The 19,357-nt window shown below is 35.0% G+C and carries 14 protein-coding genes and 2 pseudogenes; 12 read left to right on the forward strand and 4 right to left on the reverse strand.

What is annotated here, in order from left to right:
* Positions 1-3 precede the first annotated feature (3 nt).
* Positions 4-507 carry a hypothetical protein gene (locus tag ACY1IQ_RS05325; protein ID WP_461613052.1) on the reverse strand — a complete coding sequence of 168 codons (504 nt, stop codon included), beginning with the start codon at positions 505-507 and terminating at the stop codon, positions 4-6.
* Between the two features lie 256 nt (positions 508-763).
* On the reverse strand, positions 764-2,179 hold the full coding sequence (locus ACY1IQ_RS05330) for a PQQ-dependent sugar dehydrogenase (RefSeq protein ID WP_461612982.1): 1,416 nt from the start codon (positions 2,177-2,179) through the stop codon (positions 764-766).
* A gap of 519 nt (positions 2,180-2,698) precedes the next feature.
* Between ACY1IQ_RS05330 and ACY1IQ_RS05335 the strand changes: the two genes are divergently transcribed.
* The 11 genes and pseudogenes from ACY1IQ_RS05335 to ACY1IQ_RS05385 all read left to right on the forward strand — a co-directional run bounded on the left by ACY1IQ_RS05335 (position 2,699) and on the right by ACY1IQ_RS05385 (position 13,380).
* Positions 2,699-3,331, forward strand: a complete 633-nt coding sequence (locus ACY1IQ_RS05335; protein ID WP_461612983.1) for a TetR/AcrR family transcriptional regulator — start codon at positions 2,699-2,701, stop codon at positions 3,329-3,331.
* A 26-nt stretch (positions 3,332-3,357) separates the two neighbouring features.
* On the forward strand, positions 3,358-3,924 hold the full coding sequence (locus ACY1IQ_RS05340) for a hypothetical protein (protein WP_461612984.1): 567 nt from the start codon (positions 3,358-3,360) through the stop codon (positions 3,922-3,924).
* 332 nt (positions 3,925-4,256) lie between these two features.
* On the forward strand, positions 4,257-4,517 hold the full coding sequence (locus tag ACY1IQ_RS05345) for a hypothetical protein (protein ID WP_461612985.1): 261 nt from the start codon (positions 4,257-4,259) through the stop codon (positions 4,515-4,517).
* 201 nt (positions 4,518-4,718) lie between these two features.
* Positions 4,719-5,540: a helix-turn-helix domain-containing protein gene (locus ACY1IQ_RS05350; RefSeq protein WP_461612986.1), complete on the forward strand. Its 822-nt coding sequence runs from the start codon at positions 4,719-4,721 to the stop codon at positions 5,538-5,540.
* Between the two features lie 473 nt (positions 5,541-6,013).
* Positions 6,014-7,003, forward strand: a pseudogene (locus tag ACY1IQ_RS05355) (ABC transporter substrate-binding protein).
* Between the two features lie 94 nt (positions 7,004-7,097).
* Positions 7,098-8,105: a FecCD family ABC transporter permease gene (locus tag ACY1IQ_RS05360; protein ID WP_461612987.1), complete on the forward strand. Its 1,008-nt coding sequence runs from the start codon at positions 7,098-7,100 to the stop codon at positions 8,103-8,105.
* Positions 8,105-9,145 (forward strand): FecCD family ABC transporter permease, encoded by a 1,041-nt coding sequence (locus ACY1IQ_RS05365; RefSeq protein ID WP_461612988.1) that lies wholly within the window; start codon positions 8,105-8,107, stop codon positions 9,143-9,145. Before ACY1IQ_RS05360 ends, ACY1IQ_RS05365 begins: the two co-directional genes overlap by 1 nt.
* Positions 9,146-9,291: 146 nt before the next feature.
* Positions 9,292-10,077 carry an ABC transporter ATP-binding protein gene (locus tag ACY1IQ_RS05370; protein ID WP_461612989.1) on the forward strand — a complete coding sequence of 262 codons (786 nt, stop codon included), beginning with the start codon at positions 9,292-9,294 and terminating at the stop codon, positions 10,075-10,077.
* Between the two features lie 29 nt (positions 10,078-10,106).
* Positions 10,107-10,856 (forward strand): nucleotide-binding protein, encoded by a 750-nt coding sequence (locus ACY1IQ_RS05375; RefSeq protein WP_461612990.1) that lies wholly within the window; start codon positions 10,107-10,109, stop codon positions 10,854-10,856.
* A gap of 2 nt (positions 10,857-10,858) precedes the next feature.
* Positions 10,859-12,155 (forward strand): annotated as a pseudogene (locus ACY1IQ_RS05380) (nitrogenase component 1).
* Positions 12,142-13,380, forward strand: coding sequence for a nitrogenase component 1 (locus tag ACY1IQ_RS05385; RefSeq protein ID WP_461612991.1), 1,239 nt, complete (start codon positions 12,142-12,144; stop codon positions 13,378-13,380). Before ACY1IQ_RS05380 ends, ACY1IQ_RS05385 begins: the two are co-directional and overlap by 14 nt.
* Before the next feature lie 440 nt (positions 13,381-13,820).
* Here the strand turns inward: ACY1IQ_RS05385 and ACY1IQ_RS05390 are convergent, their stop codons facing one another.
* A complete protein-coding gene (locus ACY1IQ_RS05390) occupies positions 13,821-15,266 on the reverse strand; it encodes a pyridoxal phosphate-dependent decarboxylase family protein (RefSeq protein WP_461612992.1) in 1,446 nt (481 codons plus the stop codon).
* A 146-nt stretch (positions 15,267-15,412) separates the two neighbouring features.
* Between ACY1IQ_RS05390 and ACY1IQ_RS05395 the strand changes: the two genes are divergently transcribed.
* On the forward strand, positions 15,413-16,303 hold the full coding sequence (locus ACY1IQ_RS05395) for a LysR family transcriptional regulator (RefSeq protein WP_461612993.1): 891 nt from the start codon (positions 15,413-15,415) through the stop codon (positions 16,301-16,303).
* A gap of 157 nt (positions 16,304-16,460) precedes the next feature.
* On the opposite strand, the gene ACY1IQ_RS05400 is transcribed toward ACY1IQ_RS05395, so the two are convergent.
* Positions 16,461-19,094, reverse strand: a complete 2,634-nt coding sequence (locus tag ACY1IQ_RS05400; RefSeq protein WP_461612994.1) for an ABC transporter ATP-binding protein/permease — start codon at positions 19,092-19,094, stop codon at positions 16,461-16,463.
* Between the last annotated feature and the right edge of the window lie 263 nt (positions 19,095-19,357).

The following is a 19,357-nucleotide window of genomic DNA, read 5'->3' on the forward strand; positions in this document are numbered from 1 at the left end:
GAGTTAGCTAATCAATTTTATTTTTATAAGATAATTCATGAACTTTCTAAAGCAAATATTCCAGATGCTTGCGTAAACAAGTGAAAAGGAGAAAAAAATTAAAAAAGTTAAAGGAGTTGATAAAGAACTGGTTAAATCTACAAACGCCGGAATACCTACTATATAAGTTAAAAATATCATTCCAAGAGATAGTGTTATACTTGAAAATAATATAGAAATTATTATTCCCTTCCTATAAAGCAATGTTCCGATAACGATGCCTAGTAGCCCAGTGGTAAAAAGCAGTATTATTGTCTCTTGCGCACTAACTATAGCAAGAATTAATGCGGAAGAAAAAAATACAGTAAAACCAAGAGAAATATTAGAAACAGCAGCTATCGCAATAGGTAGAGTACTTAATGGACTTAAGGTCAACCCAATCACGGGTAAAAATACAGGTGCTGATTGGAATAATACAGCTACTGCTGTTAATATACCTCCAATACAAATAAATCTTCTTATATTCATTTTTTTCAATTTAAATGCCTCCTATCAGGTGCTACTAGTATTTTAGAATACTGATTGATACGCGCATATTTCTGTATAAGCACTGAAGGTATATCTTCTTAATATACCTTCAGTAAAGGCTTTCATCATTTACATCAAATCAGTTTCAAAATTGATGAGGAAATATGATTGCTCTCTCTTGTTTGTTTTATATTTCGATTCAATAAGTCCTAGAAAGGAATTTATCTGGTATTAAGTCGAATTTTATAGTTATGAATCATGGAACAATTTCAAAAACAGTACCTTGGTTAAAATCAGTCACATTCATAGAGCCATAAACCCCTAAATATAGTCTGGCTTGATCCAGATTCGTTCCCAAACTAACATAAAAAGCTGATTGTGATCCAAAATTATAATCGGTTTCAATAACACTAAAATCATTTAGTTTACAATCTGTTCTTACTCTGGTGTAAGCTAAAACACCTTTAATGGTCGGTTGAGATTCTTCATCCCGAGCAAAATCGGTAAAGACAACGCTTCCTGTTAAATCTGGGATTCCATTCCCCATATATGACTGGACTCCTGTAAGTGCAGTTCCTCCAAACTTATCCGGTCGGGGATCTTTATGAAAATAACTAGTTAGAGGCTGAAGACGATGTACTGAAGTTTTTACTGCTTCATTGTAATAAGCAATTGCTTTCTCATCCAAAGTCGGACTTGCAGAGCAGCTCCTTATAATCGAAGTAGGAAAAGCACCTTCCCATCCTCGCCAGCCAAAGTTAATAAATCCTTCTTGGTCAAGTTCAGATTTCATTAAAGAAGCTTGAATAAGTTGAGTAACCGGTATTGGTTTATAATGAATGAATGAAAAAATCGACTCTACCAGATCCTGTCCAACATTTCCCACATATTTGATATACTGATTATAAAACCTTTGAAATGAAATGCCAGGTATATTGCGAACCCCTTTGGCAATTACCGTAAGCGTTTTCTGAATAGGTACAGGGAGTTCATTAAAACGTGTGACTACGGGTGGATTATAGATAAATGTATTCTTAACTACATCAATTTCAATTATTTTACCGGCGATTTCCATATCATCCTGGCTTAAATTAAATGGATCATAGCCTGATCCACCATCTCCGGTTGTTAAAATAAGTTTTCCTGTTTCAGGTGAAAAGTTTAAGCTATTGACACCATTATGGTTAAAAAATGGTCTTCTTAAATTAAGTAATGTCCGCCGTTTTTGAGGTTGACCATTCGGTTGTAAAATCCATTCTTCAACTGTGTCAATATGATCATATTGAGTTTCTCTATTTATCCACTTTAGGTTTAAGGTTCTAGGGTCACACGGATTAGGATTAAAAAATTCAGGAAGAGCACCCGGACCTTGTGTTCCAGCAACTGAATAATGAAGATAAAACAGACCGTTATAATAAAATTCGGGATGAAACGCTAGCCCTATTAATCCCCGTTCATCATATCCACCACCAGAAACACCTAATTTTATGATTCGTGGGCGAATATCTAAAAAAGTCCCTATAACTCCGTTTCCTATGTAAAAAATTTCTCCTACCTGAGTTGCAATAAATAATCTTTCGATTGAGTCACCCGGAAGTATAGTTGTTTTCAAAACAGTGGGTAAATTTATCTCACTAACAATAGGTCGTAAACTAACTTTAACTTTTTTCAACTTATTTTTACACTCCTTCTTATTGTTTTCTTTTATAAGAATATGATTAAAACTGTTATATTAGTACCAAATTGTGGACGAGGAATCTGATTATGCATTGCACCATTTTCCGCACCAGCATCGGAGAAATCCAGGGCGGCCATTTGGGACGTGCCTGTTTTTGCATATTGAATTGACAAATATTTTTTTGCGGCGTATTTTAATCCGTTACACCCACTTGATTATGCACATCGAGAATATTGAGCTGGAGCTGGCACATTTCCCAGTGAAAGGAATATTATCGAATTCGTCATAATCAAAATTTTAGATCAGACATAGCCAATAAAAAAATTTAATATGGATTTGTTTTTAATATGTTTAAAGAAGAGGCGTTTGACTTTTTTTTAGCTGAAAAGAAATTGTGGTGGTTTTACTACCGTAATATTATTTAAAAATTTAATTGACGATATGACCATCTAGTCGCATAATATAATTAATAATATGACCATATGGTCATAATGTGCGAAAGGAGAATCAATAGTGCCTAATCCATCATTTTTTAACTTATCAGAGGATAAAAGAAATCTAGTTACATCAGTTGCTTTAGAAGAGTTTTCTACTGCCAATTATGATACAGCCAGTATTAATCAAATATGCAAGAAAGCAAATATTGCAAAAGGAAGTTTTTATCAATACTTTACAGACAAACTTGATCTATATGCATATATAATGACTTTAGCAATTGAAGCAAAAATTACTTTTTTTTCTGCGAGTTTAAAGCAATTTAAGACATTGACTCTACTAGAACAAATTCATCTGCTGTTTATTAAAGGTATTGAATTTGCTAAAGATTATCCTCAATATGCGGCTTTAGGAGAACAATTTTCAAAGGAGAATAATGAAACTGCAAAGTCAGCAGTTATGAAGGAAGGAGATAAACAATCGGAGTCACTATTTATTCAAATGATAGATCATGCAAAATCAAAAGGAGAAATTGACAGTAATATTGATACATTAGCTTTAGGTATGATGCTGCAATCTCTTAATAAAACAGTAAATGAATATATGTTGGATAAATTTGGAAATATCAGTTATAAGCATTTTGATGAAGATATTAATAAATTAGTGAATTCGCTACTTAGCATTATTTTTAATGGAATTAAAAATAGGTAAATATAAAAATTGTGGGGGTATTAATTATGCCTAAGAAAATGGATTATATATTTGGAATGATATTCGCAGCTGCAACAGTGATATTTGTAATAGTATTTCTAACAAATGATATGTTTTTCAACTGGGCATTTGAAAGACATCATAATGTATTGAGCTGGTATATAAGGCCTATATTTATTATACCAATCGCATTATTTGCTTATAAGAAAAGCTTCACTGGAATATTTGCTTCTATATTTGCTTTGTTCACAAGTATGTTTTGGTTTCCTGCCACTGCAACAAGCAGCCCTCAGGTATTGTCATTTCTTGCATTTGAGATGGAATATTTGAAAGGCGCATGGACAGCTCCAAAAATCATAATGAGTTTATCTGTTCCAATATTCTTTATAGCTCTTATTATAGCTGCTTGGAAAAGAAACTGGAAATGGCTTCTAGGAGTTGTTATTGCAGCAGCTGCATTAAAGATTCTATGGAGTGTAGTATTTAGTGGAGAAGCTGGGATGTCTATTTTAAAGCCAGCAATTACGGGGTTAATTATCTGTATTAGTGGTTTTTATTATCACAAAAAACGTCAAACAGTTAAAAAGAAGTAAAAACAACTATTTCTGGGGGGATTCAAAAAGTACGGCTTCAAATTCAAGCTTCTATATCGGTTAGGAGGTAAATTTGAATGATATTATGTTTTGTGCTGTCGGAAAATTTAAATAGTTGGTAGAAGTAGAAAAGAGTATTGGACATATAGTGAGGAATGCTAATATGGATATTGATTCAATATTTTTAAAATATGAAAAAAGAAAACTCAAGCAAAATAGTGCAATAGCAACTTATGATGCAGATAGGCAAAATGTGTGGGATTTATAGAGTTTTCAGAACATAATAATAGCATTATATGGCTTGGGGATTAGAAGAATACCAAAATCAAAGAATGGGGTTAAAATTACTAGAACATGCAATAGCTAATTTAGATTACAATTGTCGAATAACAGTAAATGCTTATGCTGATATCTATACTTTAGGTCAACCCGCTAGAAAATTATATTTTAAGCATGGGTTTGTTAAAACTAGCAGTGAAATATTCAATATTAATGACATGAAATGGTTGAATTCTCTTAGAGTTGTTGCAAAACTAATTGAAGAAATTAGTGGAGCAACAACTTTTTTGTTTAAATTTGTTTTGTTATTTTAGAAATAAATAATATTAAAATATCTATAAAAATATAGAAATAAGAATAGCTAGGATGATACCAGAGGAAGATTGTAAACTATAAATAATTAGGTTATAATAAGCTAAATATTTAAGCACATATCATAAATTAATAGAGCTACTTTTTATAAAGTAATATTATTAAATGGCTGTTATAAAACATAGTGTGAAAGAAGGTATTAAATGGGGATAGAATTACTTAATCTTGTAGAACATTTTGCTAATACCGCTTTTCAAGTAGAAGGAGTATATAATTATAATATTGAACCAGGAAGGTCTGGTAGTATGAAAACAGCACCCTTTCCCGGATTTATTTTCCCCTTAGGAGGCCAGGCAAACTTACTTTTTAATGGCACTTCATACATAGCAGGTGTTGGAAATGTAATTCATGGTGGTGCAAATATGAGTTTGAATAAAAGTGTAGTTGGTGATAAAAAATGGAATTATATTTTGGTTCTCTACAGTATACGTAAGTCAGAACCAGAAGGGTTTTCATTGGAAAATTCACATTTTGAACTTGTTATAGGACAAAGTGCTAGGCTTGTTGAGTTGTTACAACGATTATGGAGAGTATCAAATCAACCAGGATCGATTGCTAAATTTCAAACGGAAACTGTATTTCGCTGCGTATTGGATGAAATTTTTACATGTGCACATAACCAATCAAATAGTGATGATCGGACATTATTTAAACAAGTATCAGATTATATTCATGAGTATTATATGGATACTCTTACAATTCGTTCTCTTGCGGAACTGCATGGTGTAAATGAGAATAGGTTATTTTATGTGTTCTCAAAATATGCAGGGATGGGAGCAGGAGATTATCTTATGATTCATAGGCTTAATCGTGCAAGGGAATTGTTAGTAACAAGTGATGCTACCATAATAGCCATAGCAAAAAGCGTTGGATATCATGATCCATATCATTTTAGTAAGAGATTTAAAAAGCAATTTGGAGATTCGCCAAGTAAGTTTCGTAAGAAATTCAGATATAAAGAGTGACGATTCAAGTCTATGTTACCGTCTACTAAAATTTAATAATCATATATTAATTTTCATATTGAAATAGATAAAAGAAAGTTTTTAGATTCTTATTGGTTAAGAATTTAAAAACTTTCTTTTTTAAATCACAATAAAGATTGCAGTTTATCTTATGAAAAATTTTAATCATACTATTAATTTGATAATTTGTAATTTAAAAGAAATTCAGGAATAATGCATTATAGATTCAGTAATTATCCATTTTCATAGTATTTTTTATTTGATATATTAGTCATAGTTAAATTAGTCATGACTAACTTTCTTAATATAATTATATAGATATAATATCTCTAAAATTAATTTCCACCATAATTGTGAATTTTGCATTTTGCATTGTGAATTGAAATACTCAAGAGTGTTGTTATGTTTAGCTATATATTAAATTTTAATGAGTTTATCTATATTGTTTAAATTGTTGTTTAGGAGGAATGGAAATGAAAAAAATTATGGGATTATTTGTCTCACTCTTATTAATAGTAGGTATGCTATCTGGTTGTAGTGGAGCTAATAATAAGGATAGTGCAAGTAAATCAGATAATACATCTATGAAAGAGATAGAAGATAAGGGGAATTCTCAGTGGCCTAGGACTATAAAGGATACAACAGGAAAAGAGATTAAATTTGAAAAAAAACCTGAGAGAATAGCAATTCTTCATGCAGCATTTTTGGATTATTTTTTTGCTTTGGAAACGCCACCAACTGCTTCTGCTGGAGCAACGATTGGTAACGCAATGAAAGCTTTAGATGAATTTGAAACCCTTAAGCCATATGCTGGTACAGCTAATATTATAGATTTAGGTAGTGCTAGAGATTTAAACATAGAGGCAATTCTTGAATCAAAGCCGGATGTAATCGTGACATTTAAAGGTCATGTAGATAAGATATATGATAAATTAGCTAAAATAGCTCCTGTGGTTCAAATAGATTTTAAAGATTCTTGGCAAAATAAAACTATCCAATGTGCACAAATTGTTGGAAAAGATGAGTTAGCTACTAAAATTATAAATGAAACTGAAGATGAAATTCAGAAAACTAGAGAGTTATTAGAAAAGGATAAAGACAAATCATTTGCTTTACTTCGAGTTGATGGAAAGGGAAATTTTGTTGCATTTGGCTCAAGTAATACTGTTTATTATAACAAGGATGATGGTTTTAATTTGTTAATACCTAATGGTTATCCTGAAAATAGTGAGAGTATTTCATTAGAAGGATTATCTTAGATGAATCCAGATTATATTATATTTAGACATTTCCAGGATATTGTTAATTCTGCTATTGAAAAAGAAAAATCTTCTCCAGTATGGCAGTCGCTTAATGCAGTAAAGAACGATAATATTTTATTTTTCGATGATTCTTTAAATAGTGAAAGTCCACTAGCATTGCAAATTGCAGCTAAAAATTTAATAAAAGCCCTATCAAAATAACCTTTATTCACAGACTATATTAGATTTAAATAAAAGTTTGTGATTTCTGTGACCTAATAAAGACAGTTTACAGTAATGAGGAGGTAGCAGTTATATGAAGAAAAAAGGTCATATATGGGCGATGTGGTTTATTCTATTGGGTGGACTAGGATTACTTATTTTTATTATGATATTTTCTATTACCAAGGGAGCAGCAAATATTCCAGTATCTTCTGTTTGGGATGCTCTATTTCATTTCAATGATGGAGAAATGAATCATCTTATTATACTTAATATCCGTATACCTCGTGTTATAGCAAGTGCTCTAGTTGGTGCTGCTCTTGCTGTCTCAGGAGCAATTATGCAAGGAACTACAGGAAACCCACTAGCTGATTCAGGTTTGCTGGGGCTTAATGCTGGGGCAGCATTTGCTCTTTCAATATGTTTTGCTTTCTTTCCTGAAATGAAATATATGCATATTATATTGGTCTCTTTTTTAGGAGCAGCTTTTGGAGCTGGATTAGTTAATGGAATTGCTTCTATGGGAAAAGGGGGAGCAACACCTATTCGTCTTGTATTGGCAGGTGCAGCTGTCAATACATTGCTTATAGCACTTAGTCAGGGGATTGCCCTTTATTTTGATGTGGCTCAAAGCATAATGTTTTGGACAGTTGGTGGTGTTGCTGGCTCTAATTGGGAGCAGGTTAGGATAATGTTTCCTTTGATAATTGGGGGATTAATAGGGGCAATTGGATTATCACGTTCTATTTCTATTTTAAGTTTAGGTCAAGATACTGCTAAGGGATTGGGAACAAATATAAAAGTAGTAAATGCATTATCTTCCTTTATAGTTCTCATTTTGGTAGGAGCCTCTGTATCTGTAGTAGGTGCAGTTGGATTTGTAGGGCTGATTGTTCCTCATATTGTACGTTTCTTTGTGGGAATGGACTATAGATTAATTATTCCTTCTACAGCAGTAATAGGAGCTTTGATAGTTGTATTGGCTGATCTAAGGGCAAGAACCTTAAACCCTCCTTTTGAAACTCCAATAGGTGTTATAATTTCTCTCATTGGTGTGCCATTATTCTTAAACTTAGCTCGTAAGCAAAGGAGCGCAATGTAATGAAAGAACAACAACAAATAACTGAAGCATATAAACGTAAGATAGCTATTCGTAATACATTAATTATAATTGGATGTTTAGTATTACTTATAATCTCCTTAATTATAAGTATGAATGCTGGATATATTAAAATGTCTCCACTTGATACTTTAAGGACTCTATTTGGGGAAAGTACAGACAAAGAAAAGATGATTTTATTTGATTTTAGGCTACCTCGTATAGTTATCTCAATGTTGACAGGAATGGGACTAGCTCTATCAGGATGCATAATACAAAATGTAGCAAAAAATCCTTTAGCCGATTCAGGACTTTTAGGTATTAATGCAGGTGCTAGTTTAATGGTAATTTTGTATGTAATGATTTTTAGTACGGAATCCTTTCTATCAGTATTTACTTTACCTTTTCTAGCATTGATAGGGGCAGGGGCAACGGCAGTTTTAGTGTACATTTTTTCTTATAAGAAAAATGAAGGTGTTACAACTATGCGACTTATTTTAACAGGAGTTGAAGTACAAGCTGGGGTTTCTGCATTAACCACTTTATTGGTGGTGAAGTTAGATGAAACACAGTATAACTTTGTTGTCGCTTGGATGTCAGGAAATATTTGGGGGTCAAATTGGAATTTTGTTTTAGCATTATTGTCATGGTTATTGGTATTAATTCCTTATACATTAACCAAAGCGTCTGTTATGGATATATTAAACCTTAGCGACGATATAGCCTATGGACTTGGTGTTTCAGTAGAGAAAGAGCGTAGAAGATTACTTATGGTGGCTGTTGCGCTTGCTGCTTCATGTGTATCTGTTATTGGAAATATTAGCTTTGTTGGCCTCATATCACCACATTTATCAAGGCGACTTGTTGGATCACGTCATCGTACACTTTTATTGACTACTTCACTTGTTGGTGCTTTATTAGTATCTATTGCAGACACTATTGGACGTGTTATAATTCAACCTTCTGAAATTCCAACAGGAATTGTGGTAGCTGTTATAGGGGCACCATATTCTCTTTATCTCCTTTCTCGTAGCAACCAATAACAAGAGGAGAATTAAGTGGAAGAGGGACTGTATTCTCAATTATTAATAATGCAAAATATGATTTAATTTTACACTTATACTTAGAACTCTAAGTTAACAAATTTTACTATAAGAAAATATGTATTTGATATAAGGAGTAACCACTTATGAACAGTATTGCAACAAAGCATTTATCCATTGCATATGATTATAAACTCATAGTTGATGATTTGAATATGAATATACCTAAGGGTAAGATAACTACCATAATTGGCCCAAATGGTTGTGGTAAATCAACTGTACTTAAAACTATAGGGCGTATTTTAAAGCCTAAAAATGGCATGGTGTACTTAAATGGTTATGATATTAGAAAATTTTCCACTAAGGATGTAGCACAAAAGATGGCGATATTGCCACAAACTCCCCAGGCTCAATCAGGTATTACTGTTGGCGAGCTTGTATCTTATGGCCGTTTTCCCTATCAGAGGGGACTTGGTAAACTGTCCTTTGAAGATAAGAAAATAATTGGGTGGGCATTAGAGATTACAAAGTTAACTGAACTTGAAACAACTGCGGTGGATAACCTTTCAGGGGGTCAACGTCAGAGAGTATGGATTGCAATGGCATTAGCACAACAAACTGATTTGATATTGTTAGATGAACCTACCACTTATTTGGATATGACATATCAGCTAGAGCTGTTGGAGCTTTTATACAATTTGAATCGGGAACAAAATCGTACAATCGTTATGGTACTCCATGATTTAAATTTAGCGGCACGTTTTGCCGATCATATGATAGCAATGCGTAGTGGAAGTATTATAAGTCATGGAACTCCCAAAGAGATCATGACTACAAAGGTTTTAAAAGATACTTTCAATATTGATGCGGAGATTGTGTGGGGATCTAAAACAGGTCGTCCCACATGTATTTCCTATGAACTGATCAAGTAGTAGAAATAGTATTAAAGGAAGATGGTTATATGAAAAAAATTGCAATTTACGGAAAAGGAGGCATTGGTAAGTCCACTACAGTATCCAATGTATCTGCGGCTATGGCAGAAATGGGACTAACAATAATGCAGATTGGATGTGCCCCTAAGGCAGACTCTACTCGTAATCTAACTGGTGGTAAAAACATTCCCACAGTATTAGATACTTTAAGAGAAAAAGGGGATATCAATCTAGATGACCTTGTATTTAAAAGTAGTACTGGGGTTTTATGTGTAGAATCAGGAGGACCAGTTCCCGGTGTAGGTTGTGCTGGACGTGGAATAATCACTGCTTTTGAAAAATTAGAAGAATTAGATGCATATGAAGTGTATAAGCCGGATGTTATTCTCTATGATGTATTGGGTGATGTGGTATGCGGTGGATTTGCTATGCCTATTAGAGGAGGATATGCTGATGAAGTGTGCATAGTCACATCAGGAGAAATGATGTCACTTTATGCAGCTACAAATATTGCACATGCTGTTAAAAGTTTTGGTAAACGTGGATATGCATCCCTACGAGGACTGATACTCAACTCTAAAAATATTGAAAATGAACAAGAATTAGTTAGAAAAGTTGCAGAGGAAATTGAAAGCCCAGTAATTTATTGCATGGAGAGAGATCCTTATGTACAGAAGGCTGAGGCACTAGGAAAAACCGTAGTTGAAGCTTTCCCAGAATGTGAGATGACAAAGAATTACCGAGCTTTAGCAAAAATTCTATTGGAGGGAGGAAAGTGATAATGAAGGAATTAGAACATTTAAAGCCCTTATCTTCAGTTAAGACAAATGCTGGTGTAAAGTTTCTAACTCCAGCTGCTTTCCCGGGAAATCACTGCCCTATGCACACTGCATTGGCACTTAGTGCACAAGTTAAAGGAATGTCTACATTGGTTGTAGGCACAGCAGAATGTGGAACTTATAGTCGTAATGTTATTTCTCGTATTAAAAACGAAGAGGGTGAGCTACATTGGACGTATATTTTAGATTCAACTGAGGTTGTATTTGGATGTCGCAAGGGATTGATTAAAGCTATCAAAGAAATGGATAAGTCCGGTGCAAAAGCCATTATGATAATTTTAACCTGTGTTCCAGAGGTAATTGGTGAAGATATAGAGGCAATTGTGCATGAGCTACAGCCTCAAGTTTCAGCCATGCTTACATTTGTATTAATGGCACATTTTAAGTGTAATAGTTATCCTTCAGGTTATTGGAAAACTTTAGTAGCGTTTGAAAGCTTAATGAAGAGGGAAAAAACAAGAGCTGATACAATCAATATTCTTGGTCGTAGTCCGAGAGAAAAGCATGTTCCTATGCCTGAGTTATTAACAGCATTGGAGAAAAGAGGATTTTACCTTAGAATGCTTGCTCCAAAATCTGATATTGAGGATTTTATTGTTTCACCAGATGCAGCCCTTAATCTTGTACTTTCACCTTTCATGAATCCTTTGGCTGAAATGATGTGGGAGAAGTTCCAAGTTCCATTTATAAGTCTTCATGAAATTTATGATGTATCTGAAATTGATAACATTTATGAAGCTGTAGCAAAAGCATTGAAAATTAAATTTAACCATGAATTTGATGAATCAAGAGAAAAAACTATTATATTACAGAATCAGGCAAAAGATGTGTTTAAAGGAAAAAGCTATATTTTGACTCATATTGGTGCCATGATGCCTTTACCTCTTGTCTTATATCTAGCTAAATTTGAAATGAATCCTACACTGTTACATATGGATGAATTTTATCCTGATGATAGAAAATGGGCAAAAGCTATTAAAAAGCAAGGTTATGATCCTATGATATGTCATATGGTAAATGATAATACGGATATAGACATTTTGGAACGTATTAAGGCAGAATTTTCTTTAGGGGAACTTCTAAAAGATTCAGTTTCAGTTCATTGCGTACAATACTTAGAGGACTTGTATGGACAAATGGGCTATGAAAGAACAGTAGCTTTATTTAAGTAGGATGTTAAATGTGTATGAAAAAGTAAATATGCCGGAAATAAGGAGGAACAGCCATGGGAATTCATAAATTCAAGCCACCAATGTCAGGTAGAATGGGAACATTATGGACTCTTGCTTCAATTCGTGACGCTGCTTTAATTGAATACGGATGTATGGGACACATGCAGTATGGGCGAATGTTTTTAAATCAAGCTGGGATATCTGAAGGATGCAAGCTATACTCTACTCATATTGATGAAGCAGATATTTCATTAGGTGATACTAGAAGACTTAATCATACTATCGCTCAAATTATAGAAAGAGATAAGCCTAAAATTGTTTTTTTACTGCCATCTTCAGTTCCAACGATTATTGGAACGGACCTAATGGCTATATGCGAAGAATTACAACCGGAATATCCTGATGTTCCTTTACTTCCATTTGGATATGGAGGTTTTGATATATGTGGACATCGTGGTGTTCAGGAAGCACTTTTGCTTCTTGTAAAAACATTACCAAAGGATATAGAAAAAACAGAAGAACCTACATTTAATATAATTGGTTCTTGTGCTGATTTATTTCGCTTTCATGCTGATGCAGAAGAACTTATCCACATAATGAAGGGTGCCTTTGGTATGAAGAAACTTTGTGTTATGACCTCTGATACATCTGTAAACCAAATTGAGAATATGGGTGGTGCCCATATTAATTTAGTAATACGACAAGAAGGTGAAGCTGCTGCAAAACAACTAAAAAAGCGATTTGGAACGCCATATTTATTAGATAGACCTTATGGAGTTGAGGGGACTCTTCGATGGATAGATAAAATAGCTAAGATTTCTGGATTAACTCCAAATAATAGTTTTGTAAAATTAGAAAAAGAAAAAATTATGAAGCAAATTTCACCTGCAATTACTGTCTTTGAACATATAATACGAGAACACCCTGATGAAGCAAGAATTTCATTAGGAGGTCATGCTGATGTGGTAAAAGGTATTCTTTCCTATGCAGAAGAAGAATTATCGCTAATTAAGGGAACTTGCTGGTGTGACTGTGAAAGTATGACAAGCGAAGAAATCCCTTATTTTTCGGAAGATGAATGGGTACAGGCTATAGCATCAGAGAAAAATGGGCTTTTAATGGCAAGCGGAGAAACTTTGAAATGGGCAAAAAGAAACATAGATCTTCAAATATCTAACCCCGATATAAAATGGAGATTAAATCCTTATGAATCACCATTTATAGGCTTTCGCGGGGCAATAAATTTAGTTAACTTATGGCTTAATGAAATTTTAGAACAAATAAATACTTAGCCTATTATCATTTAAAATCAATAAGAATTTCTATTATTTTAGAAACTAAAAATTAAATAAAACTTACTAAATACAATGATCTTGTAATTTTGGCAAGATATTTAAGAATTCTAAATCAATTAGGATATAAAACTATATAAATAGAAAAGTCTGACCTGCAAAGAGAGGAGGCTCTTTTTGCAGGTCAGATTATTGTAGTGTTTTTCTAGCATATTTCTTCGAGCTATCCATCCTTATAAATCTACCGGTGTAGTAATTTTAAAATTACAGGTTGATTATAAAAAAGACTTTCTTTTAATTTTAATTATCTTTAAGACGGATTGTTAGCTTTAGATCCATATGCGTTTGAAAAAATATTAATAACATATAATTTTATGATGTAATATAGTAGCAGCTTTATTAGTTAGCCCAATTTATAAAACAAGAAGTTATTAAAAATATTAACTGCTAATTTTCATTGATATCATTGATTGATAAATCTCTTGGGCATAATCGTTCAGCAGGCGGATTGTGTTTCTCATATCACTCTCTGTAGCATCAGGGTGAAGTGCACAAATACGCAAAACTTTTTTACCGTTCAATTCTGTAGTAAAGACACCTGCATAGCCGTTATCGATGATTGCTTTAGAGATGTTTTGATTAAGTTCATCTATTTGTTTTTCAGTTAAACCAGATGGAGCAAAACGGAAATTTACTATGGCAAGTTGTGCATGAGAAATGATTTCCCAATCTCTTTTCTTTTTCAGTTCATCCTCTGCCCATTCTGCAAGTTGAAATCCATGCTCTATTGCTTCACCAATGGCGTCTGATCCCATCACTTGTAGAGTAAACCACAATTTCAAACCACGGGCTGGTCGCGTAAGTTCCATTCCCATATCCCCATAGTTTACTTCGCCTTCCTTTGCTTCCAAATCCTTAAGGTATTCTGGATGGGCACTGAAGCTGTTGAACAGGGTTGATTTGTCCTTTACTAGAACCATACCGCAGCCATAGGTTTGAAATAACCACTTGTGTGCATCCCAACTGATGCTATCTGCAGCTTCAATTCCTTTGAGTAGATGCTTATATTTCTTCGTCAACAACACAGAAGCTCCGTATGCGCCGTCCACATGCATCCATATGCCATAGCTTTGGCACAAAGAGGCAATTTCCTGCAGTGGGTCAATACTTCCAGTATTGGTACTTCCGGCACTTGCAACCACAACAAATGGAATAAGTCCATTCGCTACATCCGCTTCAATGGCAGCTTTTAACTGATTCATATCCATTCGGAACCAAGGATCAGTAGGGATTTTCCTAATTCTGGTATTTGGAATTCCGATAATGCGCAAGCCTTTTGCCACAGAACTGTGAGTTTGATCTGAAACGTAAGCAACGCCTAAGTGTTGTTTTTCTTCTTTCAATATTGTATCACGAGCGGCGGTAAGTGCCGTCATATTAGCCATGGAACCACCAGACACAAACAGTCCTCCAGATTTCTTTGTATAGCCAGCCTGAGTACAGAGCCAGTCAATCAATTTCTGTTCGATACAGCTTGCTGCAGAACTTGTTGCCCAATTTGCAGCATGAATGTTATAAGCTGCTGTCATAACATCACCTAACCAGGATAGCATGGACGCCGGTCCCGGAACGAAGCCAAAAAATCGGGGATGATTTACGCAAGCTCTATATTTATAAACGTCTTCCATCATTTCGGTTACCACTGTATTTATAGGGCATCCCTTAGCGGGTATGTCAATTTTCTTAAGTTTTGAAATTTGATTTTCATCGGCTTCATGCATAATTCTATTAGCAGCTAATTCCTGCTTGTCAGCACAAAATGCCTGAATAAAATCTTCAACTGCATGTTGTACTTGATTATTTAATGTCATTTTCTGTTTATTCATTCTATCGTCACCTTACATATCTAGTATATTAGAAACGTCAAACTAAAAGATTGACATCTTCCATTACCTATAGTAGCATGTAACTATATATTTGTGAAATTTATAGATTTCATAATATATATTAAAAATATTAATAGGTGATATACATGGAATTTAGAAATATTGCAACATTTTTGAGGGTAGCAGCAACAAGAAATTTTTCAAAGGCAGCAGAGCAGCTGGGTTATTCTCAGTCCACCGTCACAATTCAGATGCAGCAATTGGAGAGAGAGCTTGGGACACAACTTTTTGAAAGAATTGGTAAACAAGTAAACTTAACAGAGCGAGGAGAGGCATTTATTCTTCATGCTAATGAAATTATGAGAGTTACAAATGCAGCTATGACATTTGCATCTAATGCTGATCTCACAACGGGGGCTCTTCGTATTGGAGGAGTGGAATCCCTATGTACCGCTATACTTCCTGAACTATTGCTGCAATTTCATCACATTTGTCCACAGGTGGAGACAATTATAAAAACCGCTAAGACGGAAGAATTGATAGATATGATCAAATGCAATGACATTGACCTGCTCTTTACATTAGATCAAAAGATATATGGTTCAGAATGGGTACGAGCCGTGCAGCAGGAGGAAGATATTGTTTTTGTGACCTCGAGCCGCCATTCTTTTATAGATGGACAAAAGATTGACCTACAAGATATTATAAAAGAACCATTCATATTGACGGAAAAGGGTGGAAGCTATCGTTACGAACTGGAAAGGATGCTTGCTGCAAAGGAGATGGAGATTAGACCTGTGTTGGAAATCGGTAACACTGAAACCATAATCCATCTCCTAGAACAAGGAGTAGGAGTTTCCTTTCTGCCTCTATTTTCTGTAAAAAAGGCAATCAAGCAGGGCACATTATCTCGGATTCAAACGGATATCCCCACCATTCAGATGTGCAGTCAGCTCCTTTATCATAAGAATAAATGGGTGACTCCACAAATGCAGGCATTTATTGAAATAGTTCAAGATTTCTATAAAAGAGAATAGAATAACAAAGCTGTCGCACTAATTAGTGCGACAGCTTCTTATTTAACATGGGATTTTATTGAATTAACTTTTAAACCTCTTCTTTATGGGATATGAAAGGATATATCACAATACTTTTGGCTTAAAAGTTTCCCTGGAAGCATTATGTATCATTATATTACTCTGTTCTGAGAGCTGTAACCGGGTCTTTTTTGGCAGCTTTTCCAGAAGGAATCAGACCAGCAATCAAAGTTAATACCATGCTGATTACAACAAGTATAACTGCATATTCCCACGGCAAGGAAGCAATGCCGGAAACACCAGACACTGAGGCGATGATTGCATTGGTTGGAATCAACAGTAGTAAAGTGATAACGATACCGAGTACACCAGAAGCAAATCCAACAATCATAGTTTCTGCATTGAAGATACTGGAAATGTTTCGCTTAGATGCACCGATACTACGCAAGATACCAATTTCCTTTGTACGTTCTATAACAGAGATATAGGTGATGATACCAGTCATAATCGAGGATACTACTAGAGATATTGCCACAAATCCAATCAATACATAGCTGATCATATTGATGATGGTGGTCACGGAAGACATCATCAGACCAACCATATCAGTATAGCCGATGGTCATTTCTTCATGACCGGCGGTGGTTTGTGCATCGTTATAATCCTCAATGATTGATGTAATTTCGTCTTTGGATTCAAAGTCTACAGGATAGATATTGATGACAGATGGCTGATCCATATCTACGATGCCCAATGTGGAGATGTTATTCTGGTAAGAGGATTCCTCTTCGGCATTTGCTTGCATTTGTTCACCAAAGGTCTTCAGAATTTCTTCTTCGCTCATGGTGGAGAACATCACCTGAACCTGCTGTTGTTCCTCAGGAGACAACGTTGCCACATATTTGTTCACATCATCCATGGTCAGATTGTTCGCATAGTCGTCCATATCAAAAGGCATATTGGTAAAGATGTTGGTGTCAGGGTTGGCAAGCTGCGCTTTTGCAATTTCACTGTCATTGTTACCATTGACAATGTATTTGGTAAGTGCAGAGGTATATCCCACTGATCCACTGATGGAAGTAGCGCTGGCTTCAAGATTTGGACGAAGAATACCAACAACTTTCAGTTCAAGGCCATTATCAACCAGTTTGGTCATATAATTTTCATCTTTACGCATATCTTCCCAGACACCGGCTTCTTTGTCATATTTATAGTAATCGGTGTTCAGAACCAGTTTGAATGTAGTGCCGAGAATTTCATCATAAGTAAAGGAAGCCTGTTCAGATTCTTTGACATCATCACCACTCATGACAGCCTTCATTATTTCCTTGTATTCTTCTGGATTCATTAAACCTATGGAGTAGAGAGACATATCACTGATTTCGTTGTTTTCATCAACTATAAGCACTACCTCGTTATATGCGTCTTCATCCGGAAAGCGTCCGGAAAGAACATCATATTGAGATTCCAAAAGCTTTCTGTTGCCGAGCATTTCCTCAAAAACATCAATACTCATCATGCTTGGGGCACCGAAACCACTCATGTTGCCCATGCCACTACTGTTCAACAGTTCACTGGGATTTAATTGTAAAACGCCATCCGAGGTATCGGAACTGTAAATCTGCAAGTCTAAATCGTATCCATATTGGATGGAGGAAACATAATCGAGAATGTTTGATTCATCACTTTCAATATATTTCTTGAAAGCTCCTAAGTCGTTTGCCTTTGTTTCTTTACTTAGTGTAAAAAACATCCTCGTGGTAATATTATTAGAATATACTTTGTCAAGGTCATGATCCACGCCGTCTTCTGTATTCTTAAACATAAATTCAGACATCATGGAGGTCATATTCGTGTTGTTACTTTCAATGCTGACAGGATAGGTTGATAGAGTGTCTTTCTGCACGTTTCCAATATATGCGTTGATACCGCTGGAAAGTGCCAGTATTAGTGCGATTCCGATAATGCCTATACTTCCAGCAAATGAGGTAAGAATCGTCCTTGCCTTTTTTGTCTTCAGATTATTGAGGCTTAGAGATAATGCTGTTAGAAAGGACATGGACGTTTTACCCATATTTTTGTGCTGCGGAGGCACAGTTTGTTTTTCATTTACCTGACATGGGTTGGAATCGTCGGTTATATTTCCATCTCGCAGTTTCACAATACGGGTAGCATATTGGTCTGCCAGTTCCGGGTTATGTGTAACCATGATTACAAGTCTGTCTTTCGCTACTTCTTTCAGTAGCTCCATAACCTGTACACTTGTTTCACTATCCAAAGCACCCGTTGGTTCATCAGCAAGAAGGATATCCGGATTATTGACAAGGGCACGGGCGATTGCAACACGCTGCATTTGTCCGCCAGACATTTGATTCGGTTTTTTGTGAAGCTGATTACCCAGCCCTACTTTTTCAAGGGCTTCCACCGCACGTTTTCGACGCTCGCTCTTGGAAATACCAGAAATCGTCAGTGCCAATTCAACGTTTGACAATACTGACTGATGCGGAATAAGGTTATAGCTTTGAAAAACAAAACCGATTGTATGGTTTCGATAGGAGTTCCAATCGCCATCTTTGTACTTTTGAGTAGAGATACCGTTGATGATAAGATCGCCACTGTCATAGTTGTCGAGACCGCCGATGATGTTCAGCAATGTGGTTTTGCCGGAACCGCTGGGACCAAGAATGGCAACAAATTCATTATCACGAAGGTTCAGACTGACACCATCGAGGGCGGAGTGCACCAAATCCCCTGTGGTATATTTTTTACATATATTTTTGATTTGAAGCATATTGTGTCAACTCCTTTTTTGTTTGTCTTTATTGAGAATTTTTTTCAACAGAATCTATTCTACAATGCTTTCAAAAACTGAAAATAAACTCAGACAGTAAAAAATAAAATTTGAATTAGTTTATTTTAGGTTTATGTTCCCAGGGTATAATATCTATAAAGGGCAGGGCAAAGTAATCATGGACAGTGATGTTAAGTTTGTTTAAGCAGGGTTATTTATGATTATTTGACGAGCGAAGTCACCGAGGAACGTGAAAGGCATTT

The organism is Clostridium sp. Marseille-QA1073 (genome assembly GCF_054863625.1).